The 21,440-nt window shown below is 59.5% G+C and carries 18 protein-coding genes and 1 pseudogene; 16 read left to right on the top strand and 3 right to left on the bottom strand.

The genetic code is table 11. The features are described from left to right. The first annotated feature begins 23 nt into the window (after positions 1 to 23). The 15 genes and pseudogenes from ACTJJ1_RS08530 to ACTJJ1_RS08460 all read left to right on the top strand — a co-directional run bounded on the left by ACTJJ1_RS08530 (position 24) and on the right by ACTJJ1_RS08460 (position 17,240). Positions 24 to 1,277 carry an EpsG family protein gene (locus ACTJJ1_RS08530; RefSeq protein WP_110605841.1) on the top strand — a complete coding sequence of 418 codons (1,254 nt, stop codon included), beginning with the start codon at positions 24 to 26 and terminating at the stop codon, positions 1,275 to 1,277. 336 nt (positions 1,278 to 1,613) lie between these two features. After that, positions 1,614 to 5,381, top strand: coding sequence for a nitrate reductase subunit alpha (locus ACTJJ1_RS08525; protein ID WP_409442711.1), 3,768 nt, complete (start codon positions 1,614 to 1,616; stop codon positions 5,379 to 5,381). Beyond that, positions 5,378 to 6,922, top strand: coding sequence for a nitrate reductase subunit beta (gene narH / locus ACTJJ1_RS08520; protein WP_004945784.1), 1,545 nt, complete (start codon positions 5,378 to 5,380; stop codon positions 6,920 to 6,922). Before ACTJJ1_RS08525 ends, narH begins: the two co-directional genes overlap by 4 nt. Next, positions 6,919 to 7,656, top strand: a complete 738-nt coding sequence (gene narJ, locus ACTJJ1_RS08515; protein ID WP_440833122.1) for a nitrate reductase molybdenum cofactor assembly chaperone — start codon at positions 6,919 to 6,921, stop codon at positions 7,654 to 7,656. The genes narH and narJ overlap by 4 nt, the downstream gene beginning before the upstream one ends. Before the next feature lie 2 nt (positions 7,657 to 7,658). After that, positions 7,659 to 8,336, top strand: a complete 678-nt coding sequence (narI, locus tag ACTJJ1_RS08510) for a respiratory nitrate reductase subunit gamma (protein ID WP_440833120.1) — start codon at positions 7,659 to 7,661, stop codon at positions 8,334 to 8,336. Between the two features lie 283 nt (positions 8,337 to 8,619). Beyond that, positions 8,620 to 9,627, top strand: a complete 1,008-nt coding sequence (locus ACTJJ1_RS08505; protein ID WP_440833118.1) for a 3-oxoacyl-[acyl-carrier-protein] synthase III C-terminal domain-containing protein — start codon at positions 8,620 to 8,622, stop codon at positions 9,625 to 9,627. Then, positions 9,624 to 10,640, top strand: coding sequence for an NAD-dependent epimerase/dehydratase family protein (locus ACTJJ1_RS08500; protein ID WP_440833116.1), 1,017 nt, complete (start codon positions 9,624 to 9,626; stop codon positions 10,638 to 10,640). Before ACTJJ1_RS08505 ends, ACTJJ1_RS08500 begins: the two co-directional genes overlap by 4 nt. Continuing rightward, positions 10,633 to 11,439, top strand: coding sequence for an MBL fold metallo-hydrolase (locus ACTJJ1_RS08495; RefSeq protein WP_440833114.1), 807 nt, complete (start codon positions 10,633 to 10,635; stop codon positions 11,437 to 11,439). The genes ACTJJ1_RS08500 and ACTJJ1_RS08495 overlap by 8 nt, the downstream gene beginning before the upstream one ends. After that, positions 11,436 to 12,722: a F390 synthetase-related protein gene (locus ACTJJ1_RS08490; protein ID WP_421412774.1), complete on the top strand. Its 1,287-nt coding sequence runs from the start codon at positions 11,436 to 11,438 to the stop codon at positions 12,720 to 12,722. The genes ACTJJ1_RS08495 and ACTJJ1_RS08490 overlap by 4 nt, the downstream gene beginning before the upstream one ends. After that, entirely contained in the window at positions 12,719 to 13,336 is a 618-nt protein-coding gene (locus ACTJJ1_RS08485; protein ID WP_440833112.1) for a phosphatase PAP2 family protein, read from the top strand. Before ACTJJ1_RS08490 ends, ACTJJ1_RS08485 begins: the two co-directional genes overlap by 4 nt. Then, positions 13,333 to 14,466, top strand: a complete 1,134-nt coding sequence (locus ACTJJ1_RS08480; protein ID WP_440833110.1) for a sterol desaturase family protein — start codon at positions 13,333 to 13,335, stop codon at positions 14,464 to 14,466. Before ACTJJ1_RS08485 ends, ACTJJ1_RS08480 begins: the two co-directional genes overlap by 4 nt. Further along, complete coding sequence (locus ACTJJ1_RS08475) at positions 14,459 to 15,541, top strand: acyl-CoA desaturase (RefSeq protein ID WP_440833108.1); 1,083 nt, start codon at positions 14,459 to 14,461, stop codon at positions 15,539 to 15,541. The genes ACTJJ1_RS08480 and ACTJJ1_RS08475 overlap by 8 nt, the downstream gene beginning before the upstream one ends. Next, the gene (locus tag ACTJJ1_RS08470; protein ID WP_409442707.1) at positions 15,538 to 16,629 is read left to right on the top strand and encodes a fatty acid desaturase family protein; all 1,092 of its coding nucleotides are present in this window, start codon (positions 15,538 to 15,540) and stop codon (positions 16,627 to 16,629) included. The genes ACTJJ1_RS08475 and ACTJJ1_RS08470 overlap by 4 nt, the downstream gene beginning before the upstream one ends. Before the next feature lie 122 nt (positions 16,630 to 16,751). Beyond that, a complete protein-coding gene (locus tag ACTJJ1_RS08465) occupies positions 16,752 to 16,976 on the top strand; it encodes a hypothetical protein (protein ID WP_004945754.1) in 225 nt (74 codons plus the stop codon). After that, positions 16,973 to 17,240 (top strand): annotated as a pseudogene (locus ACTJJ1_RS08460) (hypothetical protein). The gene ACTJJ1_RS08465 and the pseudogene ACTJJ1_RS08460 overlap by 4 nt, the downstream one beginning before the upstream one ends. A 10-nt stretch (positions 17,241 to 17,250) precedes the next feature. Here ACTJJ1_RS08460 and ACTJJ1_RS08455 read toward each other — a convergent pair. The 3 genes from ACTJJ1_RS08455 to ACTJJ1_RS08445 are packed head-to-tail and all read right to left on the bottom strand — an operon-like array spanning position 17,251 to position 19,825. After that, entirely contained in the window at positions 17,251 to 17,400 is a 150-nt protein-coding gene (locus ACTJJ1_RS08455) for a DUF2474 domain-containing protein (RefSeq protein ID WP_071824724.1), read from the bottom strand. Positions 17,401 to 17,414: 14 nt separating this feature from the next. Continuing rightward, positions 17,415 to 18,422, bottom strand: a complete 1,008-nt coding sequence (cydB, locus tag ACTJJ1_RS08450; RefSeq protein ID WP_004945747.1) for a cytochrome d ubiquinol oxidase subunit II — start codon at positions 18,420 to 18,422, stop codon at positions 17,415 to 17,417. 2 nt (positions 18,423 to 18,424) lie between these two features. Further along, positions 18,425 to 19,825 carry a cytochrome ubiquinol oxidase subunit I gene (locus tag ACTJJ1_RS08445; RefSeq protein WP_440833105.1) on the bottom strand — a complete coding sequence of 467 codons (1,401 nt, stop codon included), beginning with the start codon at positions 19,823 to 19,825 and terminating at the stop codon, positions 18,425 to 18,427. 144 nt (positions 19,826 to 19,969) lie between these two features. Here ACTJJ1_RS08445 and ACTJJ1_RS08440 point away from each other — a divergent pair, with 144 nt between their 5' ends. Then, positions 19,970 to 21,388 carry an aminotransferase-like domain-containing protein gene (locus ACTJJ1_RS08440; protein ID WP_006325985.1) on the top strand — a complete coding sequence of 473 codons (1,419 nt, stop codon included), beginning with the start codon at positions 19,970 to 19,972 and terminating at the stop codon, positions 21,386 to 21,388. The last annotated feature ends 52 nt before the right edge of the window (positions 21,389 to 21,440 follow it).

The raw sequence follows: 21,440 nt of genomic DNA, 5'->3' as shown, positions 1-21,440 counted from the left end.
GCGAACCCATCCAGAGGAAGATTATGCGCTTTGAACGTTCTACGGTGATCGGCAGCGTGCTGTTGTTGACGGTGCCGCTATTTGCTTTGATACAGAGTATCGCCACGCTGCGTCCAGGAAAGAAAAATTCGATGGCCTATCTGCTGATAGCGCTGTGCTTTTTTTTCTTTTTCATCAAGATCCCGCCGCTGGCGGATCTCTATCGCCACTTTGCCAATTACGCGGCCATCACCTCGGCCACCACGCTGACAGATGTGATTCAGGGTAAGGTGGACATCGTTCTTTATGCCAACTTTTACATTTTCAAAACGCTGGGCATTCCCTTTTTCGTCATTCCGGGGCTTTACACCGCGCTGTCGGTCTACTGTTATCTCACCGCGCTGAATATTGTCATGTTGCACTCCGGCAAGACGTTTTCCTCCCGGCAGTTTGTCCTGCTGCATCTGGCGGTGCTGTTTTTGATCAACCCCTTTATCATCGCCATGGGGCTGCGCTTTGGTTTCTCTATGGCCGTGATGACACTCGCCATGACGCTGTTTTGCCATAAGAAAAATCAAACGCTTGCCATCTGCTTGATGTTGTTCGCCATGCTGACCCACTTTTCCAGCATGCTGCTGGTCGGCGTTTTCCTGTGCAGCAGGCTGATGCGTCTGAACCGCCCGCTGACGGTATTGTTCAGCGTCATTGCGCTGGTGACCGCCAAGTTCGCACTGCCGTTTATCCTGTCGCATATTACGATTTCCGGCATCAATAGCTACTCGGACGTCTATACCTCGGGCATGTATGCCAGCGACTATCTGACCAGCGGTAACGCCAACGGGATGATTAATTTCCTGATTATCCTGTTCCCGGCGCTGTTCCTCGGCGGGTATATGCTGGGCAATCCGATGCGCAACCAGGCCGGGGATATCAAAAACGCTGCGGCATGGCTGGTGGTGTTTGTCTTCCTGTGTTCCAGCTCATTGCAGGCGGCGAGCCGCTATGCGAGCGTGGCGTCGGTGTTCCTGCTGTTTTACTACGTTGCCCACCAGGGTTCTTTCCTGCGCGGCCGGTTTAATTATTTCTTCTTGTGTTTCATGCTGATGGCCACCGGCTACAACCTTATCGAGAATATTTATGTCCCGCGTCGCCCCATCCTGCTGGGGGAAATGTGGCAGTCGTTCTACAAAACGCCATTGCTGAACCTGTTCTACGGCGAAGAAGAGTACGAGCAGTATCTGCGCTTTATCAACCGCGACAGCGGCGAGTGGATAGGGCACGAAATGGATCTCGGTTAATGTTGCCGGATGCGGGGGCCGCCCCGCATCCTACCCCCAAATACCCCAGCTTGTTTTGTTACCCCTCCCATTAAACGCAATCCCTCATTTTTTGCTTTTATTTTCAATAAACTAGCCTTTCTTCTCCTGATTATACTTTAGGGGTAGTCACGCTTGCTTCCCCGTTTATCTCCCTCTATTCCCTTGATCGCAATCAATTTGCCGCCTTTGTCGCCTCAGTAGGCTGGCGGCAGATTGAGCAATGTCATTTGCCCGCCGTATTTCAAGCCGCAGCGCTGTTACCCGCACTTGAAATCCATAGGGTAAAAATATTAAAAGCCTTCAGGAGAACTCCGGATGAGCAAGTTTCTAGACCGTTTCCGCTATTTTAAGCAACTGGCGGAACCTTTTTCTGGCGATCATGGCCAGACGCTGAACACCAACCGCGACTGGGAAGACGGCTACCGCAGCCGCTGGCAGCACGACAAGATTGTGCGCTCGACCCACGGAGTGAACTGCACCGGCTCTTGCAGTTGGAAGATTTACGTCAAAAACGGCCTGGTGACCTGGGAAACCCAGCAGACCGATTACCCGCGCACCCGCCCCGATCTGCCCAACCATGAACCGCGCGGCTGCCCACGCGGCGCCAGCTATTCCTGGTATCTGTACAGCGCCAACCGACTGAAATATCCGCTGATGCGTAAACGTCTGATCGCACTGTGGCGTGAGGCGAAGGCACTGCACAGCGATCCGGTCGATGCCTGGGGCTCTATCGTCTCCGACCCCGAAAAGTCAAAGAGCTATAAGGTAGCCCGCGGCCGCGGCGGCTTTGTGCGCTCCAGCTGGCAGGAGGTGAACGAACTGATCGCCGCCTCCAACGTTTATACCGCCAAAACCTTCGGCCCGGACCGCATCATCGGTTTCTCGCCGATCCCGGCGATGTCCATGGTGTCCTACGCCGCCGGCGCCCGTTATCTGTCACTGATCGGCGGTACCTGCCTGAGCTTCTACGATTGGTATTGCGATCTGCCACCGGCTTCGCCGATGACCTGGGGCGAGCAGACCGATGTGCCGGAATCTGCCGACTGGTACAATTCCTCCTATATCATCGCCTGGGGCTCTAACGTGCCGCAGACTCGCACCCCGGATGCCCATTTCTTCACCGAAGTGCGCTACAAAGGCACCAAAACCGTGGCGGTGACGCCGGACTACGCCGAAGTGGCCAAGCTGTGCGACCAATGGTTGAACCCCAAGCAGGGGACCGACAGCGCTATGGCGCTGGCGATGGGCCACGTGATGTTGAAAGAATTCCACCTGGATCGCGAGGTCGGTTATTTCCGCGACTATGTGCGCCGCTACACCGATATGCCGATGTTGGTCGTGCTGGAGCCGCGTGAAGCAGGTTATTACGCCGCCGGCCGCCTGCTGCGCGCCGCCGATCTGGTGGACGGCCTGGGGCAGGAAAACAATCCGGAGTGGAAAACCGTTGCTATCGACCAGCGCAGCGGTGAACTGGTGGCGCCGCAAGGGTCCATCGGTTTCCGTTGGGGCGAGCAGGGCAAATGGAACCTGGAACAACGTGAAGGCAAGGGCCAGCAGGATGTGGAGCTGCAGCTCAGCCTGATGGGCGTTCATGACGAAATAGCCGAGGTGGGCTTCCCGTATTTTGGCGGCATAAAAACCGAGGGCGAGCACTTTAACAGCGTGGCGCTGGACGAGATCCTGCTGCACAAGCTGCCGGTAAAACGTCTGCGCCTGGCGGACGGCAGCGAAGCTTTGGTCACCAGCGTCTACGATCTGACGCTGGCCAACTACGGGTTGGAACGTGGCCTGGACGACGCCAACTGCGCCGCGAATTACGACGACGTCAAAGCTTACACGCCGGCCTGGGCCGAGCAGATCACCGGCGTATCGCGCCACAATATTATCCGCATCGCCCGCGAATTCGCCGACAACGCCGAGAAAACCCGTGGCCGCTCAATGATTATCGTGGGTGCCGGCGTCAACCACTGGTACCACATGGACATGACCTACCGCGGCCTGATCAACATGCTGATCTTCTGCGGTTGCGTCGGCCAAAGCGGCGGCGGCTGGGCACACTATGTCGGCCAGGAAAAACTGCGGCCGCAAACCGGTTGGCTGCCGCTGGCGTTCGGTCTCGACTGGCAACGTCCGCCGCGCCATATGAACAGCACCTCGTTCTTCTATAACCACTCCAGCCAATGGCGCTATGAAACCGTCGCAACCGAAGAGCTGTTGTCGCCGCTGGCGGACAAGTCGCGCTTTGGCGGCAGCCTGATCGATCTCAACGTGCGTGCCGAACGCATGGGGTGGTTGCCCTCTGCGCCACAGCTGGGCGTTAACCCGCTGCATCTGGCGGCGCAAGCGAAAGCCGCCGGGCAGACGCCGGTAGATTTCACCGTCGACGCGCTGAAGACGGGGCGGCTTGGCTTCGCCGCCGAACAACCGGACAACCCGCAGAACTTCCCGCGTAACCTGTTCGTCTGGCGTTCCAACCTCCTGGGCTCCTCCGGCAAGGGCCATGAGTACATGCTCAAATACCTGCTGGGCACTGAAAACGGCATTCAGGGCAAGGATCTGGGCCAACAGGGCGCTGCCAAGCCGCAGGAAGTGGAATGGCGGGATAACGGCGGTGAAGGCAAGCTGGATCTGGTGGTGACGCTCGATTTCCGCATGTCCAGCACCTGCCTTTACTCTGACATCGTGCTGCCGACCGCCACCTGGTACGAAAAAGACGACATGAATACCTCGGACATGCATCCGTTCATTCACCCGCTGTCGGCGGCGGTCGATCCGGCCTGGGATTCCAAGAGCGACTGGGAGATCTACAAGGGCATCGCCAAAGCCTTCTCCGAGGTGTGCGTAGGGCATTTGGCGCAGGAAACCGACGTGGTGACGCTGCCTATCCAGCACGACTCCCCGGCAGAACTGGCGCAACCTTATGGGGTGAAAGACTGGAAGAAGGGCGAATGCGAGCTGATCCCCGGTAAAACCGCGCCGCACATCTTGGTGGTGGAGCGTGACTACCCGGCCACCTACGAGCGTTTTACCTCGCTGGGGCCGTTGCTGGACAAGCTGGGCAACGGCGGCAAAGGCATCACCTGGAATACCCAGACCGAAGTCGATTTCCTGAAAAAGCTCAACTACGTGAAAACCGAAGGCCCGGCGGTGGGCCGGCCGAAGATTGAAAGCGCGATCGACGCCGCAGAGGTGATTTTGTCGCTGGCGCCGGAAACCAACGGGCAGGTGGCGGTCAAGGCGTGGGAAGCGTTGGGCAACATTACCGGCCGCGATCACCGCCATCTGGCGCTGAACAAGGAAGACGAAAAGATCCGCTTCCGCGATATCCAGGCCCAGCCGCGCAAAATCATCTCCAGCCCTACCTGGTCAGGGTTGGAAGATGAGCATGTGTCGTATAACGCCTGTTACACCAACGTGCATGAGCTGATCCCTTGGCGCACCCTCAGCGGTCGCCAGCAGCTGTATCAGGATCACGAATGGATGCGCGCCTTTGGCGAAAGCCTGCTGGTGTATCGCCCGCCGATCGACACCCGCGCCGCGCAGCCACTGCTGAACCGGAAGCCGAACGGCAATAAAGAGAAGGCGCTGAATTTCCTGACACCGCACCAGAAATGGGGCATTCACTCCACCTACAGCGACAACCTGCTGATGCTGACTCTGTCGCGCGGCGGGCCGATTGTCTGGATGAGTGAAGACGACGCCCAGGATCTGGGCATCAAGGACAACGACTGGATCGAGGCCTTTAACGCCAACGGCGCGCTGACCGCACGAGCGGTGGTCAGCCAGCGCATTCCGGCGGGCATGACCATGATGTACCACGCGCAGGAGCGCATCGTGAATATTCCCGGTTCGGAAATCACCAGCCAGCGCGGCGGCATCCACAATTCGGTGACCCGCGTTTGCCCGAAACCGACCCACATGATCGGCGGTTATGCGCAGTTGGCCTACGGCTTTAACTATTACGGCACCGTCGGTTCCAACCGCGACGAGTTCGTGGTGGTGCGCAAAATGAACCGGATCGACTGGTTAGACGGTGAAGGCAACGACGACTCGCAGGGCAGCCAGCAGGAGAAAGCAAAATGAAAATTCGTTCGCAAGTCGGCATGGTGCTGAACCTGGACAAATGCATCGGTTGCCACACCTGCTCGGTGACCTGCAAGAACGTCTGGACCAGCCGTGAGGGCATGGAATACGCCTGGTTCAACAACGTGGAAAGCAAACCGGGCGTCGGCTATCCGCACGCCTGGGAAGATCAGGACAAATGGAAGGGCGGCTGGATCCGTAAAATCAACGGCAAGCTGGAACCGCGCATGGGCAGCCGCGTTGGCCTGCTGTCGAAGATTTTCGCCAACCCGGACGTGCCGGCGCTGGACGACTATTACGAGCCGTTCGACTACGACTACCAGAATCTGCATACCGCGCCGCAGGGCAAGCATCAGCCGATCGCACGGCCGCGTTCGCTGATCACCGGCCAGCGCATGAAGAAGATCGAAAACGGCCCGAACTGGGAGGAGATCCTCGGCGGCGAATTCGAAAAACGCGCTCAGGACAAAAACTTCGACAACATGCAGAAGGCGATGTACGGCCAGTTCGAAAACACCTTCATGATGTATCTGCCGCGCCTGTGCGAACACTGCCTCAACCCGGCCTGCGTCGCCACCTGCCCGAGCGGGGCGATCTACAAGCGCGGCGAAGACGGCATTGTGCTGATCGATCAGGATAAATGCCGCGGTTGGCGCATGTGCCTGACCGGCTGCCCGTACAAGAAAATCTATTTCAACTGGAAGAGCGGCAAGTCCGAGAAGTGCATCTTCTGTTATCCGCGTATTGAGTCCGGCCAGCCGACGGTCTGTTCGGAAACCTGCGTCGGCCGTATCCGTTATCTGGGCGTCCTGTTGTATGACGCCGATCGCATTGAACAGGCGGCCGCCGTTGAGCATGAGAAAGACCTCTACCAGAGCCAGCTGGACATCTTCCTCGATCCGCATGACCCGGCGGTGATTGCTCAGGCGCTGAAGGATGGCGTTCCGCAAGGGGTGATTGAGGCCGCCCGGCAGTCGCCGGTATACAAAATGGCGATGGACTGGAAGCTGGCTCTGCCGCTGCACCCGGAATACCGCACCTTGCCGATGGTGTGGTACGTGCCGCCGTTGTCGCCGATTCAATCCGCCGCAGATGCCGGCGAGCTGGCGCACAGCGGCGTCCTGCCGGACGTGGAGAGCCTGCGTATCCCGGTGCAATATCTGGCGAATTTGCTGACCGCCGGTGATACCGCGCCAGTGCTGTTGGCGCTGAAACGCATGCTGGCGATGCGCCACTACAAGCGCGCGGAAACCGTGGACGGCGTGGTGGACACCAGCGCGCTGGAGCAGGTGGGGCTGAGCGAAGCGCAGGCGCAGGAAATGTATCGCTATCTGGCGATCGCCAACTACGAGGACCGTTTCGTTATCCCGTCCAGCCACCGCGAACTGGCGCGAGAAGCCTTCCCGGAAAGCAAAGGCTGCGGTTTCAGCTTTGGCGACGGTTGCCACGGCAGCGACGGTAAATTCAACCTGTTCAACAGCCGCCGCATCGACGCTATCGATGTGACGCAGAAAACCGGCCGTCAGAAGGATATCTCATGATTAGCCTGAAAGTGATTGCTCGCCTGCTGGATTACCCGGAGCAGGCTTTGTTTGACCACCAGAAGGCGCTGATCGAGGCGCTGGAGCCGGCCAACGAGCTGGATTTGCACCGCAGCGCGCAGCTGATTTTGTTTATTCGCCGCTTCTGCGCCCGTCCGCTGCTGGACGTGCAGGCCGAATACTGCGAGCTGTTCGATCGGGGCCGCGCCACCTCGCTGCTGCTGTTTGAACACGTGCACGGCGAATCGCGCGATCGCGGCCAGGCGATGGTCGATCTGATGGCGCAATACCGCACCGCCGGGCTGGAGATCGACAGCCGCGAACTGCCGGATTTTCTGCCGTTGTATCTGGAGTATCTCGCCAGCCGCAGCCAGGCGCAGGCCGCTGAAGGGTTGCAGGACATCGCCCCGATTCTGGCGCTGCTCGGCGCCCGGTTGCAGCAGCGCGAAAGCCCGTATGCGGTGCTGTTTGATCTGTTGCTGACGCTGTCCGGCAGCGGCGTCGATAGCGCCAGCCTGGAGAGCCAGGTGGCGGGTGAGGCCAGGGACGATACGCCGCAGGCGCTGGACGCGGTGTGGGAAGAGGAACAGGTGCGATTTATTTCGCAGGGCAGTCTGGGCGAGCAGGGCTGCGCTTCGGCACAGCAGACGGCGCACCAGCGGCGCTTTGCCGGCGCCGTGGCACCACAGTACCTGGACCTGACAGCGGCGCTAACCGGAACCAAAGGACGCTAACCATGCAATTTTTGAATCTGTTCTTCTTCGATATTTACCCTTATCTGGCGGGGGCGATTTTTTTGATCGGCAGTTGGCTGCGCTACGATTACGGGCAATACAGCTGGCGCGCCGGTTCCAGCCAGATGTTGGACAAAAAAGGCGTGCGTCTGGCCTCCAATCTGTTTCACATCGGTATCCTGGGCATCTTCGTCGGGCACTTTCTCGGCATGCTGACGCCGCACTGGATGTATGAAGCCTTCCTGCCTATCGATGTGAAGCAGAAACTGGCGATGATCGCCGGCGGTGCCTGCGGGGTGATGACGCTGATCGGCGGCGCGTTGCTGCTGAAACGCCGTCTGACCAATCCGCGGGTGCGCGCCACCAGCAGCTTTGCCGATATCATGATCCTGACGTTGCTGGTGGTGCAGGTATGCCTCGGTCTGCTGACTATTCCGTTCTCCGCCCAACATATGGACGGCAGCGAAATGATGAAGCTGGTGGCCTGGGCGCAGGCGGTGGTGACTTTCCATGCCGGAGCGTCGCACTACCTGGCGGGCGTTGCGCCGATCTTTAAACTGCATATGGTGCTGGGCATGACGCTGTTCGTGCTGTTCCCGTTCTGCCGCCTGGTGCATATCTGGAGCGTGCCGGTGGAATACCTGACTCGCCGTTACCAACTGGTGCGCAACCGCCGCTAAGCATCGCAACACCAGAATCAACACGGCGAGATCCCCTTCTTGCCCTCAACACAAATGCACCTTAATCGGTGCATTTTTGCTGTCTTGCCCTGACGTCAATATCTCAGTATGGTTACGATGGCTGCGCCGGTGGATACCGGTTGCTTGCACCGCATAACTACGATCGCTAGCCCAGAACAAGGGGCATTTGGGAAATTTAAAACCGGGGATGACCTGCCGCCGTCGCCATGCCGACAGCACCGGGAGGTCGCTTTATGGATATTCAGGTTACTTATTAATAATAATGACAATACACTCTGGTTCACCCGCTTTGTTACCTCTCAAAGTCATCGCCACCGGCGTGGCTTTGCCGCCAAACTGTATAGCGTCCTCCGCGCTCGATAGCCTGTTGGGCAAACCGGCCGGCTATGTTGAAAAACGCTCGGGGATTGTTCACCGTTTTCACGCCACCGACGACGCCAGCCAGGCCGAACTGGCCGCTGCCGCATTGCATGACGCCTTGGCCCGCCACTCGCTTCACGCACACTCGATTGACCTGCTGATTTCCGCCTCGGCGATTTCTGTCCAGGCGCTACCTTGCACCGCTGCGCACATTCTCAAGGTGGCCGTGCTGGCGCCAGGCACCCCAGGTTTTGACATCAACAGCAGTTGCGTGAGCTTTATCTCCGCCCTGCAGGTGGCCGCCGGGCTGCTGAATGCCGGCACCTATCGGCGCATTGCCATAGTGTCGGCGGATTTAGCTTCGCGTGGCATCGACTGGGAGCACGAGGAATCCTCGCTGATCTTTGGCGACGGCGCGGCCTGCGCCATTGTCGAACGCGGCGACGGCGCCAGCGGCATTCTGGCGAGCCTGGTGGAAACCTATCCGGAGGGCAGCGAGCTGTGCGAGATCCGCGCGGGCGGTACCCGCCGCAACCCGCGTGCCGGTATGACCGCCAGCGATTTCCTGTTCCATATGCAGGGCAAACAGCTGTTCAGGCAGGCTTCGGCATTGATCGAAAGCTATCTTGCCCGTTTGCTGGCGGCCAGCGGGCTGACACTGGCGCAAATCGCCACCGTGGTGCCGCATCAGGCGAGCCATCTTTCTCTCGAACACATGCGCAAGCGCCTGCACGTTTCCAACGAGGTGTTGGTGGATATTTATCCCTACCACGGCAATCAGGTCGCGGCATCCATTCCTACGGCGCTGCACGCTGCCGTCACTCAAGACCGCTTTAACCCCGGCAAGCCGGTGATGCTGATCGGCACCGCCGCCGGGCTGTCGCTGGCCGGCATGGTGTTGCTGCCATGAAGGTGCTGGTTACCGGGGCCACCAGCGGCCTGGGACGCAATGCGGCGCAGTGGTTGCTTGAGGCGGGTCATCAGGTGCGCGCCACCGGTCGCGACAGCCAGGCTGGACAGAAATTGCGTCAGATGGGCGCCGAATTTGTCCCGCTGGATTTGGCGCAGGCTACGTTGGAGCAGTGCCGACAACTGATGGCCGACTGCGATTGGGTCTGGCACTGCGCGGCAAAATCGTCACCCTGGGGCGCCAAAAACGAGTTCTATCAGGCCAATGCTACCGCGACGGAAAAACTGGCGGAGGCGGCCGGCCAGTGCGGCATCCGGCGTTTTATTCATATTTCCACCCCGGCGATTTACTTCGATTTCCACCCGCATCAGGATGTTGATGAGGGTTACCGTGCCCGACGCTTCGCTAACCATTACGCAGGCAGCAAGTATGCCGCCGAGCAGCGGTTGCAGGCGCTGGTACCGCGCTACCCGCAAACTACCTACGTTATTCTGCGCCCCAGGGGCCTGTTTGGGCCGCATGACCGGGTGATTGTGCCGAGGTTGTTGCAACAGCTCGAACGCGATGGCGGCGTGTTGCGCTTGCCCGGCGGTGGGCGGGCGATGCTGGATCTGACGTTTGTGTTGAACGTGGTGCATGCGATGGACCTGGCCAGTTGCCGGCCCCGGTTGGCATCCGGCGCGATTTACAACATCACCAATCACCAGCCGCAGCGGCTGGCTGACATGCTGCACGCCTTGTTGCACCAGCAGTTGGGGCTGAATTACCGACTGCAAGCGGTGCCGTACCCGTTACTCTATGCCTTGGCCGGCGGGCTTGAACTGTTGGCTCGCTTTACCGGCAAAGAACCGTTGCTGACGCGCTACAGCGTGGCGGCGGTGCATTTCGATATGACGCTGAGCCAAGCCCGCGCCGTTGAAGAGCTGGGCTATCGGCCGCGCTATTCGATGGACGAGGGGATCCGCCTGACCGGCGAGTGGCTCAAAAACCCGCAGGGGGTGAACCATGGCTAAGGTCAGGGTCTTTGAAGTGGGCTACTGCACCCACATTGGCTGTATGGCGCTGCGCGGGGCGGGATTTCGGGTGTGTAAATTCCCGGCGCGCGCCTACCTGCTAGAGGTGGGGAACCGCCGCTGGCTGTGGGATACCGGCTATGCGCGCTATTTCCAGCAGCAAACGCAGTCGGGCATTTTTCGCCTTTACCGCCATATGACGCCGGTCTATTTCGATCCCGCAGAGTCGCTGGCGCAACAGTTGCGCGCCGCCGGCTATGCCGCCGACGATATTCAGGGGCTGATTGTTTCGCACTTTCACGCCGACCACATTGCCGGGTTGCGCGATTTTAGCCAACTCGAGTTTATCTGTTCCGGTGAAGGCTGGCAGAAAACCCGCTCGCTGCGTGGCTTCGCTGCGTTAAAACGCGCTTTTATCCCCGGGTTGATCCCCGACGATTTCGAGAGTGGCCTGCACTTTATCGAGGGCTTTCCGCAGGTGAGTCTGCCTGCGCTGCTGGCACCTTTTGAGCGGGGATATGTGCTGCCGGGCAGCAAAGGACAGATCCTGCTGGTGTCGTTACCCGGTCATGCGGCGGGCCATATCGGCGCATTTATTCTCACCGAGAGCGGCTGGACGCTGTTGGCCAGCGATGCCGCCTGGTCGCCCTTGAGCTATCAGCAACTGCGAGGGCCGTCAGTGCTGGCCAATCTGGTGATGGACGATCCCAAAGGCTATTACCGCACGCTGGAACGGCTGAACCAACTGTGGGCGGGCGGCAACGTGAACATTCTTCTGTGCCACGAGGGGGATCTATGATGCCGTTAATGACGCTGTGGCACTATTTCCGCGCCCGGCGCTTAATGTTTGCCGATCGCGCGGCACTGGAGGCGCACCAGGCTAAACGGCTTAAGGTCTTCGCCCGCCGAGTGCTGGCGAGAAGCCCTTACTTCAGGCGCTTCAGCCGGCAACCGATCGCCGCCTGGCCGCGGATGGACAAGGCACTGATGATGGCGCAGTTCGACCAAATGAATACCGCCGGATTGCAGCGTGACACGTTGCTTGCCTGTGCGCAGCGCAGCGAGGCGGAGCGGGATTTCACGCCAAAAATCGGTCAATACAGCGTTGGGTTGTCTTCCGGCACCTCTGGGCAGCGCGGTCTATTTGTCGTCAGCCCGCGCGAGCAGCAAGTCTGGGCGGGCGGCATGTTGGCGAAGATGCTGCCGGAAGGGGTGTTTGCCCGCGAACGCGTCGCGCTGTTTCTGCGGGCGGACAATAACCTCTATCAGAGCGTCAATAATCGCTGGTTGAGCCTGGCGTTCTACGATCTGTTTGCCCCGTTTTCCGCGCAGTTGCCGCGCCTGGAGCAGCAAGCACCGACTCTGATTGTGGCGCCGGCTCAGGTACTGCGCGCGTTGGCGCTGGCTGTGCTGAAAAAACAGATCGTCCTCAACGTGAAAAAAGTGATTTCGGTGGCGGAGGTGTTGGAGGAACAAGATCGCCGCTTGCTGGCACAGGTTTTTCCGGCGGTGGGCGAAGTGTATCAGGCCACCGAGGGGTTCCTGGCCGCCACCTGCGCGCACGGTACGCTGCATCTGAACGAAGAGTTTTTGCATATTGAACCGCAGTGGATCGATGAGCACCGTTTTACCCCCTTAATCACCGACTTTACCCGCAGCACCCAGCCGATAGTGCGTTATCGGCTGGATGACGTGCTGGTCAGGCGGCCCGAAGCCTGCCCGTGCGGGCAGCCGACGATGGCGCTTGCCCGTATTGAAGGGCGCAGGGACGATCAACTGATTCTGCCGGATAGGCAGCGGCAAGCCCAGGTGGTCTTTGCCGACTTGTGCAGCCGGGCGATCGCCAATGCGCTGCCGCTGACCAGCGACTATCGGCTGATTCAACACGCGCCACGGCGTTTGCAATTGATTGCCGATGGCACCCAGGCTGAGTTGGCGCATTGTCAGGCGCACCTGGTCGAGGTGCTTGGCCAACAGGGTATTGCTACCGACCTGCTGGAGTGGCAATTAACGGTACAGGCGGTGATGCCGGAATTTGACAGAAAAAGACGGCGGATCATCCGGTTGGCGGGGATGGCATGAAAATAATCCTGTTTCGGCTATGGCAAATGTTGTTGGGCTGGGGATTTGTTGGGGTCATTTATTCCAGCGCCGATCGGTGGCAAGGGGCGGGGCACCTGATATCGCCTGCGGCGATTGACTGCTGGATCCCTTTCAGCCCGGCTGCCGTTTGGCTGTATCTGTCTTTCTTTATCCTCATTCCGCTGGGGTATTTGCTGGCACCGGCTCATCGGGTCAAATGGCTGGCAACGGCCATGCAACTGACCGCTCTGGGGGCCGGCGCCATATACCTGCTGTGGCCGACCACGATGGCATATCCGGTGGATCACGGCACCGGTTTAAGCTCCGAGGTGCTGGCGGCCCTGATTGGGGTAGACTCACCGCAAAATTGCCTGCCTTCGCTGCATATGGCGCTGACGGTGCTGGCGGTGTGGGCGCTCAGCGACCGGCAGCGTAAGGTGAGGACGGTGCTTTTGCTGGTTTGGGCGGCGGCGATCGCCGTTTCAATTTTGCAACTGCGCCGTCATTTGTTTGTCGATCTGGCGAGCGGGGCGCTATTGGCGTTGCTGGCCGGTTGGCTGGCCCTGCACATTAAAGGCGCCCGGCGAGATAGGGTAAAAGGAGAGGCAGGATGAGCGATTTAGCCATGCCGATAGTGTTCATGCTGTTTGTCGTCGTCGGCGAAGCCGGGATATTGCAGTGGGTGCAACGCCAGCGGGTCAACTGGCATGACGTGGTGTTCAATTTGAATTCCGGTCATATCATGCTGTGGCTGTTTCGCGGGCTGGAGATCACCTGCTACGGCTATGTGGCCGCGCATTTCAGCTTGGGCCTGCTGGATGCCTGGCCGCCGCTGTTGATGGGGTTGTTTGCGTTGCTGGCATGGGATTTCGGTTTTTACTGGCTGCACCGCTTGCACCATTATCTGCGGGTGCTGTGGGCGGTACACGTGGTGCACCACCAGGGCGAGCATTTCAATCTGTCGCTGGGGGTCCGTAACTCCTGGTATTCGTCGCTGACCTCGATACCGTTCTTTTTACTGCTGGCGCTGGTGGGCGTGCCGCTGACGGTGTTCGTCACGGTCTCGATCCTGCATTACAGCATCCAGCTGTTTAACCACAATGCTCTGACGCCCCGGCTTGGCGTGCTGGAGAAAATTCTGGTCACTCCGGCCCACCACCGGGTACATCATGTCAAAGACCCGGCCTATTCGAACAAGAACTTCGGCGGCAGTTTTATTTTCTGGGACAAGCTGTTCGGCACTTTTTGCCCGAGCCTGCCTGAAACGCCGTTTGCCTATGGTGTCGGTGGGGATAAAGCCTCCGCCAACCCGTTTTGGGCCAGTAACCTGCCGTTCCTGCGTTATTTCCGCCTTGCGCGGCGCCCGGCCACGGCGAACGATCGTTTCCGCTGCTCGGCATTCAGCCTGTTCAGCGGCGCGATGCTGTTATTTACCCTGGTGATTGGCTATGTCTACCAGTATGGCTACGGCTACGCCGACATTCATTGGCCGCAAATGGCGCTGCTGGCGTTGCTGGCGCTGGGGTCGGTCGCGTTGGGCGGCATGTCGGAAGGGCGCGGCTGGGCGATTGTCGCCTGGCTGCTGGTGACGCTGGGAATTGTGCTGCTGTTTATGGGGTACCTTGGCTGGCCGCAACGCTATTGGCACATCACCATGGCGGCTACCGCGCTGCATGCCCTTTGCGTGGCACTGGGCTGGGGGCGGAAAGCGGCGCCTGCACCGGAGGAAGAACCCGATGGCTGACACGCTTTCGCCGCTGAGTTTCCCCGCCGCCGGGGAACAGGCGTTTCATCGCGCGCTTAAGCGTGCGGCGCATGCTTATCTGGCGGATGACCATCGCTACGCCGACGCTGGGCGGCTGGCGTTGGCGGCACTGCTGCTGGCGTTGTGCGGCGGTTTTTATGCCTTGGCGCTGATGCAGCTGCAGGCGTGGGCGTTTTTCGGCTGCTATTTCCTGTTTGTGATGATGGGGATGCTGCTTAACGTGAATGTGAATCACGACGCCTCGCACAATGCTTTTCTGCGCGCGCCCTGGGCGAACCGTCTGGTGGGGCGGCTGGTGACGCTGCCATTGGGAGTGGATCCGGATTACTGGCGGGTACGCCATGTGGAGTATCACCACGTTTACGCCAACGTTGAACATTACGATCTGGACACCGAGGAGAACGGTTTCTTCCGCCAGACGCCGTTCCAGCGCTGGCGCAAGCATATGCGTTATCAGCATCTTTACTGGCCGCTGATCGCCGCGCTCTCCTTGCCTTATATCGCCTGGATTTTTGATTGGTCGGATCGCCTGGGCAAAACCCCGCTGCATGAAAAGAACATTTTACCGGGGCGTGGCGGTTGGGCGATGTTTATCCTGTGCAAGATTGGACATCTGTTGTTGGTGCTGGGCGTGCCGCTGGTGCTGTGCCAGCACAATGGCATTGGCTGGCCGTGGATATTGCTGACCTACACGCTCAGCCAGATGTGCGCCTCGCTGTTGGTGGTGTTCTTGTTACTGGGCACCCACTGGGCGCAGGCCGAGTTTTACCCTGCGCCTGAGGGGACGAGCATGCCGCACGGTTGGTATCGTCACAACTTCGCCACCGCCTGCGACTGGCTGACGTCCCCGCGCTGGCTGCAGCATTTGACCGGTGGGCTGAATTATCACCTGACCCACCATCTGTTCCCCGGCTGGAATCATCGCCATTATCCGGCGCTGGCCAACATTGTGGCGCAGTTGGCCGCACAGCACGGCATGGAATACCGCTGTATCGGCTATCGCGAGCTGCTGGCGCAACAACAGCAGTTTTTACGCCGCATGGGGCAGCCATGAAGCCGCTGCGTCCGCTGGCTTTTCGGCGCGATGATACCGGGCTGCATCGTGCATTGATGCAGGCGGCCCATGACTATCTGGCGGGCAATCGCGACCACCGCTTCGCCGATGTCGGCATGTTGGCGAAGGTGGCGGTGCTGCTGGCGCTGTGCGCGCTCTGTTATGTTGCTGGCCTGCAGCAGCGGAACGTCTGGACCTATTTCGCCTGCTATTTCGGCTTTATCTTTATCGGCATGTTTCTGACGGTAAACGTGGTGCACGATGCCTCGCACAACGCGTTTTTCAAACGGCCCTGGGCCAACCGCTGGTTGAACGGCCTGGTCAGTATCCCGCTCGGGCTGGACTCTGATTGCTGGCGGGTGCGGCACGTTATTTTTCATCATGCGCATAACAATATCGAACACTACGATCCCGATATCGACGCCAACGGCGTGCTGCGGCAGACGCCGTTCCAGCGCTGGAAACCCTTTATGCGCGCACAGCGATATTACTGGCCGTTGGTGGCGGCCATGACTTTCCCGTACTACATCTGGCTGTTCGACTGGCTGGATCGGGCGGGAAGAACCCGGGTGGCGGCACGGATGGCGCAGCAAGGGGCGCGCGGCTGGGGCATTTTTCTGGCCGGCAAAGCGGCGCATTTTCTTCTGGCGCTGGCGATCCCGGGTTATCTGCTGCCACCGGAGATCGGCATCGGCGAGATCCTGCTGGTGTATCTGTTGAGCCAGATGCTCTCTTCGCTGCTGTTCGTGATGTTGATCATCGGTACCCACTGGGCCAAGGCGAAATTTTATCAGGCGCCGGAGCAGGGGGCGTTGCCGCACGGCAGATATCGCCACGTGTTCGCCACCACCTTTGACTGGCGCACCCGGCCGCGCTGGCTGGGGTATTGGCTGGGCGGGGCGAACCTGCATCTGACGCATCACCTGTTCCCGCACTGGAGCCACCGGCATTATCCCGCGTTGAGCCGCATCATTGCCGAGGTGGCGCCACGCTATGGTATCGACTATCGGGTGCTTGAACTGGGGGAGTTGCTGCGGTTACAGCAGCGTTTTCTCAGCGAGATGGGGCGAAAACCGCCGCAGTCATGATTGAGGGATTATGCTGTCGCAACCTGCTGAATTTGCGAGACGTTACGCAGTTCACTAATTGAACGATGCGGGCCGGTAAAGTAGACTCCATATCACTGACAGACAGCCACAGGAGGTGGCGCATGCGTAGTTTGCCGATTCGTTTATCAAATAAGATTGATGATGATCTAAACGATATAGCCCGCCGTCATGGGATGGAGAAAACCGAGGTGATCAAGATGGCTTTTGCGCTGATCGCCATTGCCGATAAGCACTGGATGAAACAGGATGGGACGTCCCTTGGCATCGTGCGAGAGAAGGGCGAACAGTTGGAGGCCGTGGGGCAAGTCGTGGGGATCTTCCCATGAGCGTCGAAGACACAAATCTGCGAGATGAGGCCGGCAGAGTTTACCTGGAACAGGTGTTGGTGTTTGACGAAATGGAGCGCCTGCGGTTGGCGCGCACAGGTGTTGTGCGGGATTTTTGTGATAAGCGTGGGCGTTTTTATTGCCCACGCTTATTGGGATCAAAGCGAGCCTATCAGGCAAGTGTTCGAGTTGTTGAAGATCGGCGCCTTGCCTTTGGTCGCGCTGGTGATTTCCTTTTACTTTCCTGACAGCGCGACTCGATAAACCCTATCGGTCAGTGCGACTTCATGCCCGCCGCCGTCATCAGCAGGCGGAATATTGAAGCGACCAGGAATAACCCCAGCACGCTGGCGCTCCAGATGATCACCAGCCAGCCGACGCGTTTCCACCAAGGGGTGGATGCGGTTGCGGTTTTATCGTTCATGCTCTCCTCCCTCATCAGTGATAGCCATGTTCATGGCTGACCTTGCCCCGGAACACGTAGTAGCTCCAGAAGGTGTAAACCAAAATAATCGGGATGATAAACAGCGCGCCAACCAGCATAAAGCCAAGGCTTTGCGGCGGGGCAGCGGCATCCCACAGTGTGATGGACGGCGGGATCAACAGCGGCCAGATGCTGATGCCCAATCCGCTCAGGCCGAGGAATACCAGCAACAGGGTCAGCATAAACGGCGAATAGTGCGCGCCGCGTGTTACCCCGCGCTGGATGCCCCAGGCGCTGAGCAGCACCAGTACCGGCACCGGCAGCAGCACGAACAGGTTTGGCAAGGTAAACCAGCGGCCGGCGATTTCCGGGTGGGCAATCGGCGTCCAGATACTGACCACCGCCAGCACCAGCAGCAGGGTTGCCAGCAGCGGCGTCGCCAGCCGGTACATGCGCGCTTGCAGGTCACCGGCGGTTTTCATCACCAGCCAGGTGCAGCCGAGCAGGGCATAGGTCACCACCAACCCCAGCCCGCAGAACAGCGCGAAAGGCGTCAGCCAGTCGAGCGCACCCCCTGCATAGCTGCGGCCGCTGACCGGGAAACCGTTGATGATGGCACCCACCACGACCCCCTGGCTGAAGGTGGCGAAGATCGAACCCCAAATAAACGCCTTGTCCCAGATATGGCGCTTTTCTTCTTTGGCTTTGAAGCGGAACTCAAAGGCCACGCCGCGGAAGATCAGCCCGAACAGCATCAGCGTCAGGGGGATCGCCAGCGCGTCGAGGATCACCGCGTAAGCCAGCGGGAAGGCACCGAACAGCGCCGCGCCGCCCAACACCAGCCAGGTTTCGTTGCCGTCCCAGACCGGGGCGACGGTATTCATCATCACATCGCGGTCACCGCTGTCCTTAACCCACGGGAACAGGATGCCGATACCCAAATCAAAGCCGTCCATTACCACGTACATCATGGTGCTGAACACGATGATCACAAACCAAATCAGCGGAAGATCGATGCCCATGCTCAGCTCCTGTCATCCAGAGTTTCTTTCACCGCAGACAGCGGACGCGCCGGCCGGCCTTCGGTGTCATCTTCTTTATGCTCATGCTGCTGCGGTCCTTTACGGATCAAGCGCATCATGTAGGAATACCCCACGCCGAACACCGAACAGTAAACGACGATAAACGCCAGCAGGCTGATGCTCATGTGCAGGTCGCCGTGCGCAGAAACGGCGTCCTTGGTGCGCAACAGACCATACACCACCCACGGCTGCCGGCCGATTTCGGTGGTGAACCAACCTGCCAGCAGTGCCAGCAGCCCGGAAGGCCCCATCCACAGGATGAAATAGAGGAATGGCCGTGACTGATACAGCCCGCCGCGCCAGCGCAGCCACAGGCTCCATACCCCGGCGAGGATCATCAGCATCCCGAGCGCCACCATGATGCGGAACGACCAGAACACCACGGTGGAGTTCGGGCGGTCCTCCGGCGGGAAGGATTTCAGTGCCGGCACCTGTTCGGTCAGGCTGTGGGTCAGGATCAGGCTACCGAGATAGGGCACTTCCAACTTGAAACGCGTTTCTTCGCGCTGCATATCCGGCCAACCGAACAGGATCAGCGGTGTGGCCTCGCCCGGAGGGTTTTCCCAGTGGCCTTCGATGGCGGCTATCTTCGCCGGCTGATGTTTCAGCGTATTCAGGCCGTGGGCGTCACCGATTATTGCCTGCACCGGTGCGACGATCAGCGCCATCCACATCGCCATCGACAGCATTTTGCGCATTGCCGGCGTGTCGCGCCCGCGCAGCAGGTGCCAGGCGGCGGAAGCGCCGACGAAGAAGGCAGAGGACAGGAAAGCGGCGGTCGACATGTGCAGCAAACGGTACGGGAATGACGGATTGAAGATCACCTTCAGCCAGTCGACCGGCACCACCTGGCCGTTGATGATTTCGTGCCCCTGCGGGGTTTGCATCCAGCTGTTGGACGCCAGGATCCAGAAGGTGGAAATCAGCGTGCCGAGGGCCACCATGCAGGTAGCGAAGAAGTGCAGGCCAGGGCCGACGCGGTTCCAGCCGAACAACATTACCCCCAGGAAACCGGCCTCGAGGAAGAAGGCGGTCAGCACTTCGTAGGTCAGCAGCGGGCCGGTTATGCTGCCGGCGAACTCGGAGAAGAAACTCCAGTTGGTGCCGAACTGGTAGGCCATCACCAGACCGGAAACCACGCCCATGCCGAAGTTGACGGCGAAAATTTTGGACCAGAAATGGTACAGGTCGCGATAGGCTTCATTGCGTGTTTTCAGCCACATTCCTTCCAGCACGGCCAGATAACTGGCCAGGCCGATGGTAATCGCAGGAAAAATGATATGGAAAGACACGGTGAAGGCGAACTGTATTCTGGCAAGTTCCAGTGCATCAAGACCCAGCATGGCGCCTCCTTGGGTTGGACATAAAGTAACCTCTTCAGTATAGCTGTAATTTTTTTGTGGAAAGCTTGGCGTCAAGTTAAGCACGGAGTACAGTAACTATAATAGTGACAGTTATTTCACTTTTTTATATAACAGTTAGGGCTTATGACCAGATACGAACAGCTTGCGCAACAGATTCGCGAACAAATTCAGAACCGGGTGTGGCGGGCGGGAGACAAGCTGCCGTCACTGCGAGAGAGCGGCAAGCGGGCCGGTCTCAGCCTGATGACGGTGGTGCAGTCGTACCAGTTGCTGGAGAGCCAGGGCTGGATCGTCGCCCGGCCGCAGTCCGGCTACTACGTGGCGGCGCGCCCGCAACCGCTGCCGCAGCCGGTGCGTGGCGAGAAGATGTTGTTGAGCGAGCAGGTGGACATCAACACCTTTGTTTTCGATGTGTTGCAGGCGTGCAAGGATCCGGAAATCGTCCCTTTCGGCTCGGCGTTTCCCGACGCTACGCTGTTTGCCCAGCCGAAGCTGGCGCGGGCGCTGAGCAGCGTGGCGCGCAAGTTTACGCCGCACAGCTCGCTGGCCAACCTGCCGCCCGGCAACGACGCGCTACGGCGTAACATCGCCCAGCGTTATGCGCTGAGCGGCATGCAGGTGGCACCCGACGAGATAGTGATTACCGCCGGGGCAATGGAGTCACTGAGCCTCAGCCTGCAGGCGGTGACCCAGCCGGGCGATTACGTGGCGATTGAATCGCCGGCCTTTTACGGCGCGTTGCAGGCGCTCGAACGGCTGCGGCTGAAGGCGGTGGCGATCGCCACCCATCCGCAGGACGGTATCGATCTGGATGCGCTGGAGCAGGCGCTGGAACAGTATCCGATCAAGGCCTGCTGGCTGATGACCCACTTCCAGAACCCGCTGGGCGCCACCATGCCGGAGGAGAACAAGCAGCGGCTGGTGTCCTTGCTGCGTGAACGGCAGATTTCGTTGATTGAGGACGATGTTTACGGTGAGCTGTACTTCAGTGCAGAACGGCCGCTGCCGGCCAAGGCGCTGGACAACGGCGGCCAGATCCTGCACTGCTCGTCGTTTTCCAAATGCCTGGCGCCGGGGTTTCGCGTCGGCTGGGTGGCGGCGGGGCGTTACGCGCAGCAGATCCAGCGGCTGCAACTGATGAGCACCGTATCGACCAGCGTGCCGACCCAGATGGCGATTGCCGACTACCTGCTGCACGGTGGCTACGATACTCACCTGCGGCGTTTGCGGCGGCTGCTGGCCCAGCGCCAGAGCATGATGCGCCAGGCGATTGCCCACCATTTTCCGCCCACCGTGAAGGTCAGCCAGCCCGACGGCGGTTACTTCCTTTGGCTGGAGCTGGATCCTGCGCTGTCGTCGATGGAGCTGTACCAGCGTGCGCTGGCGCTGGGGGTGAGCATCGCGCCGGGCAGAATGTTCACCACTGGCAATCATTTCAACCACTGCTTCCGCCTGAACGCCTCTTTTGACTGGAGCGACAAGCATGAGGCGGCGATTAAAACCTTAGCCAAACTTATCCGGCAGCTTGTACCGGCAGGCTGAGTGGCACCGTGCGGGTAAGCATCGCAATAGAAAAATTCATAATGCTTTATCC

This window comes from Serratia sp. 22264 (assembly GCF_052045345.1).
Taxonomy (GTDB): Bacteria; Pseudomonadota; Gammaproteobacteria; order Enterobacterales; family Enterobacteriaceae; genus Serratia; species Serratia plymuthica.
Note: the sequence above shows the minus strand (reverse complement) of the source record. Positions and strands in the feature narration are given on the sequence as shown.

Excerpts from the sequence above, each read along its gene's own strand:
- narJ (WP_440833122.1), top strand. The coding sequence starts at position 6,919 with ATGATTAGCCTGAAAGTGATTGCTCGCCTGCTGGATTACCCGGAGCAG.
- cydB (WP_004945747.1), bottom strand. The coding sequence starts at position 18,422 with ATGGGCATCGATCTTCCGCTGATTTGGTTTGTGATCATCGTGTTCAGC.
- ACTJJ1_RS08465 (WP_004945754.1), top strand. The coding sequence starts at position 16,752 with ATGCGTAGTTTGCCGATTCGTTTATCAAATAAGATTGATGATGATCTA.
- ACTJJ1_RS08525 (WP_409442711.1), top strand. The coding sequence starts at position 1,614 with ATGAGCAAGTTTCTAGACCGTTTCCGCTATTTTAAGCAACTGGCGGAA.
- ACTJJ1_RS08440 (WP_006325985.1), top strand. The coding sequence starts at position 19,970 with ATGACCAGATACGAACAGCTTGCGCAACAGATTCGCGAACAAATTCAG.
- ACTJJ1_RS08470 (WP_409442707.1), top strand. The coding sequence starts at position 15,538 with ATGAAGCCGCTGCGTCCGCTGGCTTTTCGGCGCGATGATACCGGGCTG.
- ACTJJ1_RS08480 (WP_440833110.1), top strand. The coding sequence starts at position 13,333 with ATGAGCGATTTAGCCATGCCGATAGTGTTCATGCTGTTTGTCGTCGTC.
- ACTJJ1_RS08455 (WP_071824724.1), bottom strand. The coding sequence starts at position 17,400 with ATGAACGATAAAACCGCAACCGCATCCACCCCTTGGTGGAAACGCGTC.
- ACTJJ1_RS08475 (WP_440833108.1), top strand. The coding sequence starts at position 14,459 with ATGGCTGACACGCTTTCGCCGCTGAGTTTCCCCGCCGCCGGGGAACAG.
- ACTJJ1_RS08495 (WP_440833114.1), top strand. The coding sequence starts at position 10,633 with ATGGCTAAGGTCAGGGTCTTTGAAGTGGGCTACTGCACCCACATTGGC.
- ACTJJ1_RS08500 (WP_440833116.1), top strand. The coding sequence starts at position 9,624 with ATGAAGGTGCTGGTTACCGGGGCCACCAGCGGCCTGGGACGCAATGCG.
- ACTJJ1_RS08490 (WP_421412774.1), top strand. The coding sequence starts at position 11,436 with ATGATGCCGTTAATGACGCTGTGGCACTATTTCCGCGCCCGGCGCTTA.
- ACTJJ1_RS08485 (WP_440833112.1), top strand. The coding sequence starts at position 12,719 with ATGAAAATAATCCTGTTTCGGCTATGGCAAATGTTGTTGGGCTGGGGA.
- ACTJJ1_RS08530 (WP_110605841.1), top strand. The coding sequence starts at position 24 with ATGCGCTTTGAACGTTCTACGGTGATCGGCAGCGTGCTGTTGTTGACG.
- narH (WP_004945784.1), top strand. The coding sequence starts at position 5,378 with ATGAAAATTCGTTCGCAAGTCGGCATGGTGCTGAACCTGGACAAATGC.
- narI (WP_440833120.1), top strand. The coding sequence starts at position 7,659 with ATGCAATTTTTGAATCTGTTCTTCTTCGATATTTACCCTTATCTGGCG.
- ACTJJ1_RS08445 (WP_440833105.1), bottom strand. The coding sequence starts at position 19,825 with ATGCTGGGTCTTGATGCACTGGAACTTGCCAGAATACAGTTCGCCTTC.
- ACTJJ1_RS08505 (WP_440833118.1), top strand. The coding sequence starts at position 8,620 with ATGACAATACACTCTGGTTCACCCGCTTTGTTACCTCTCAAAGTCATC.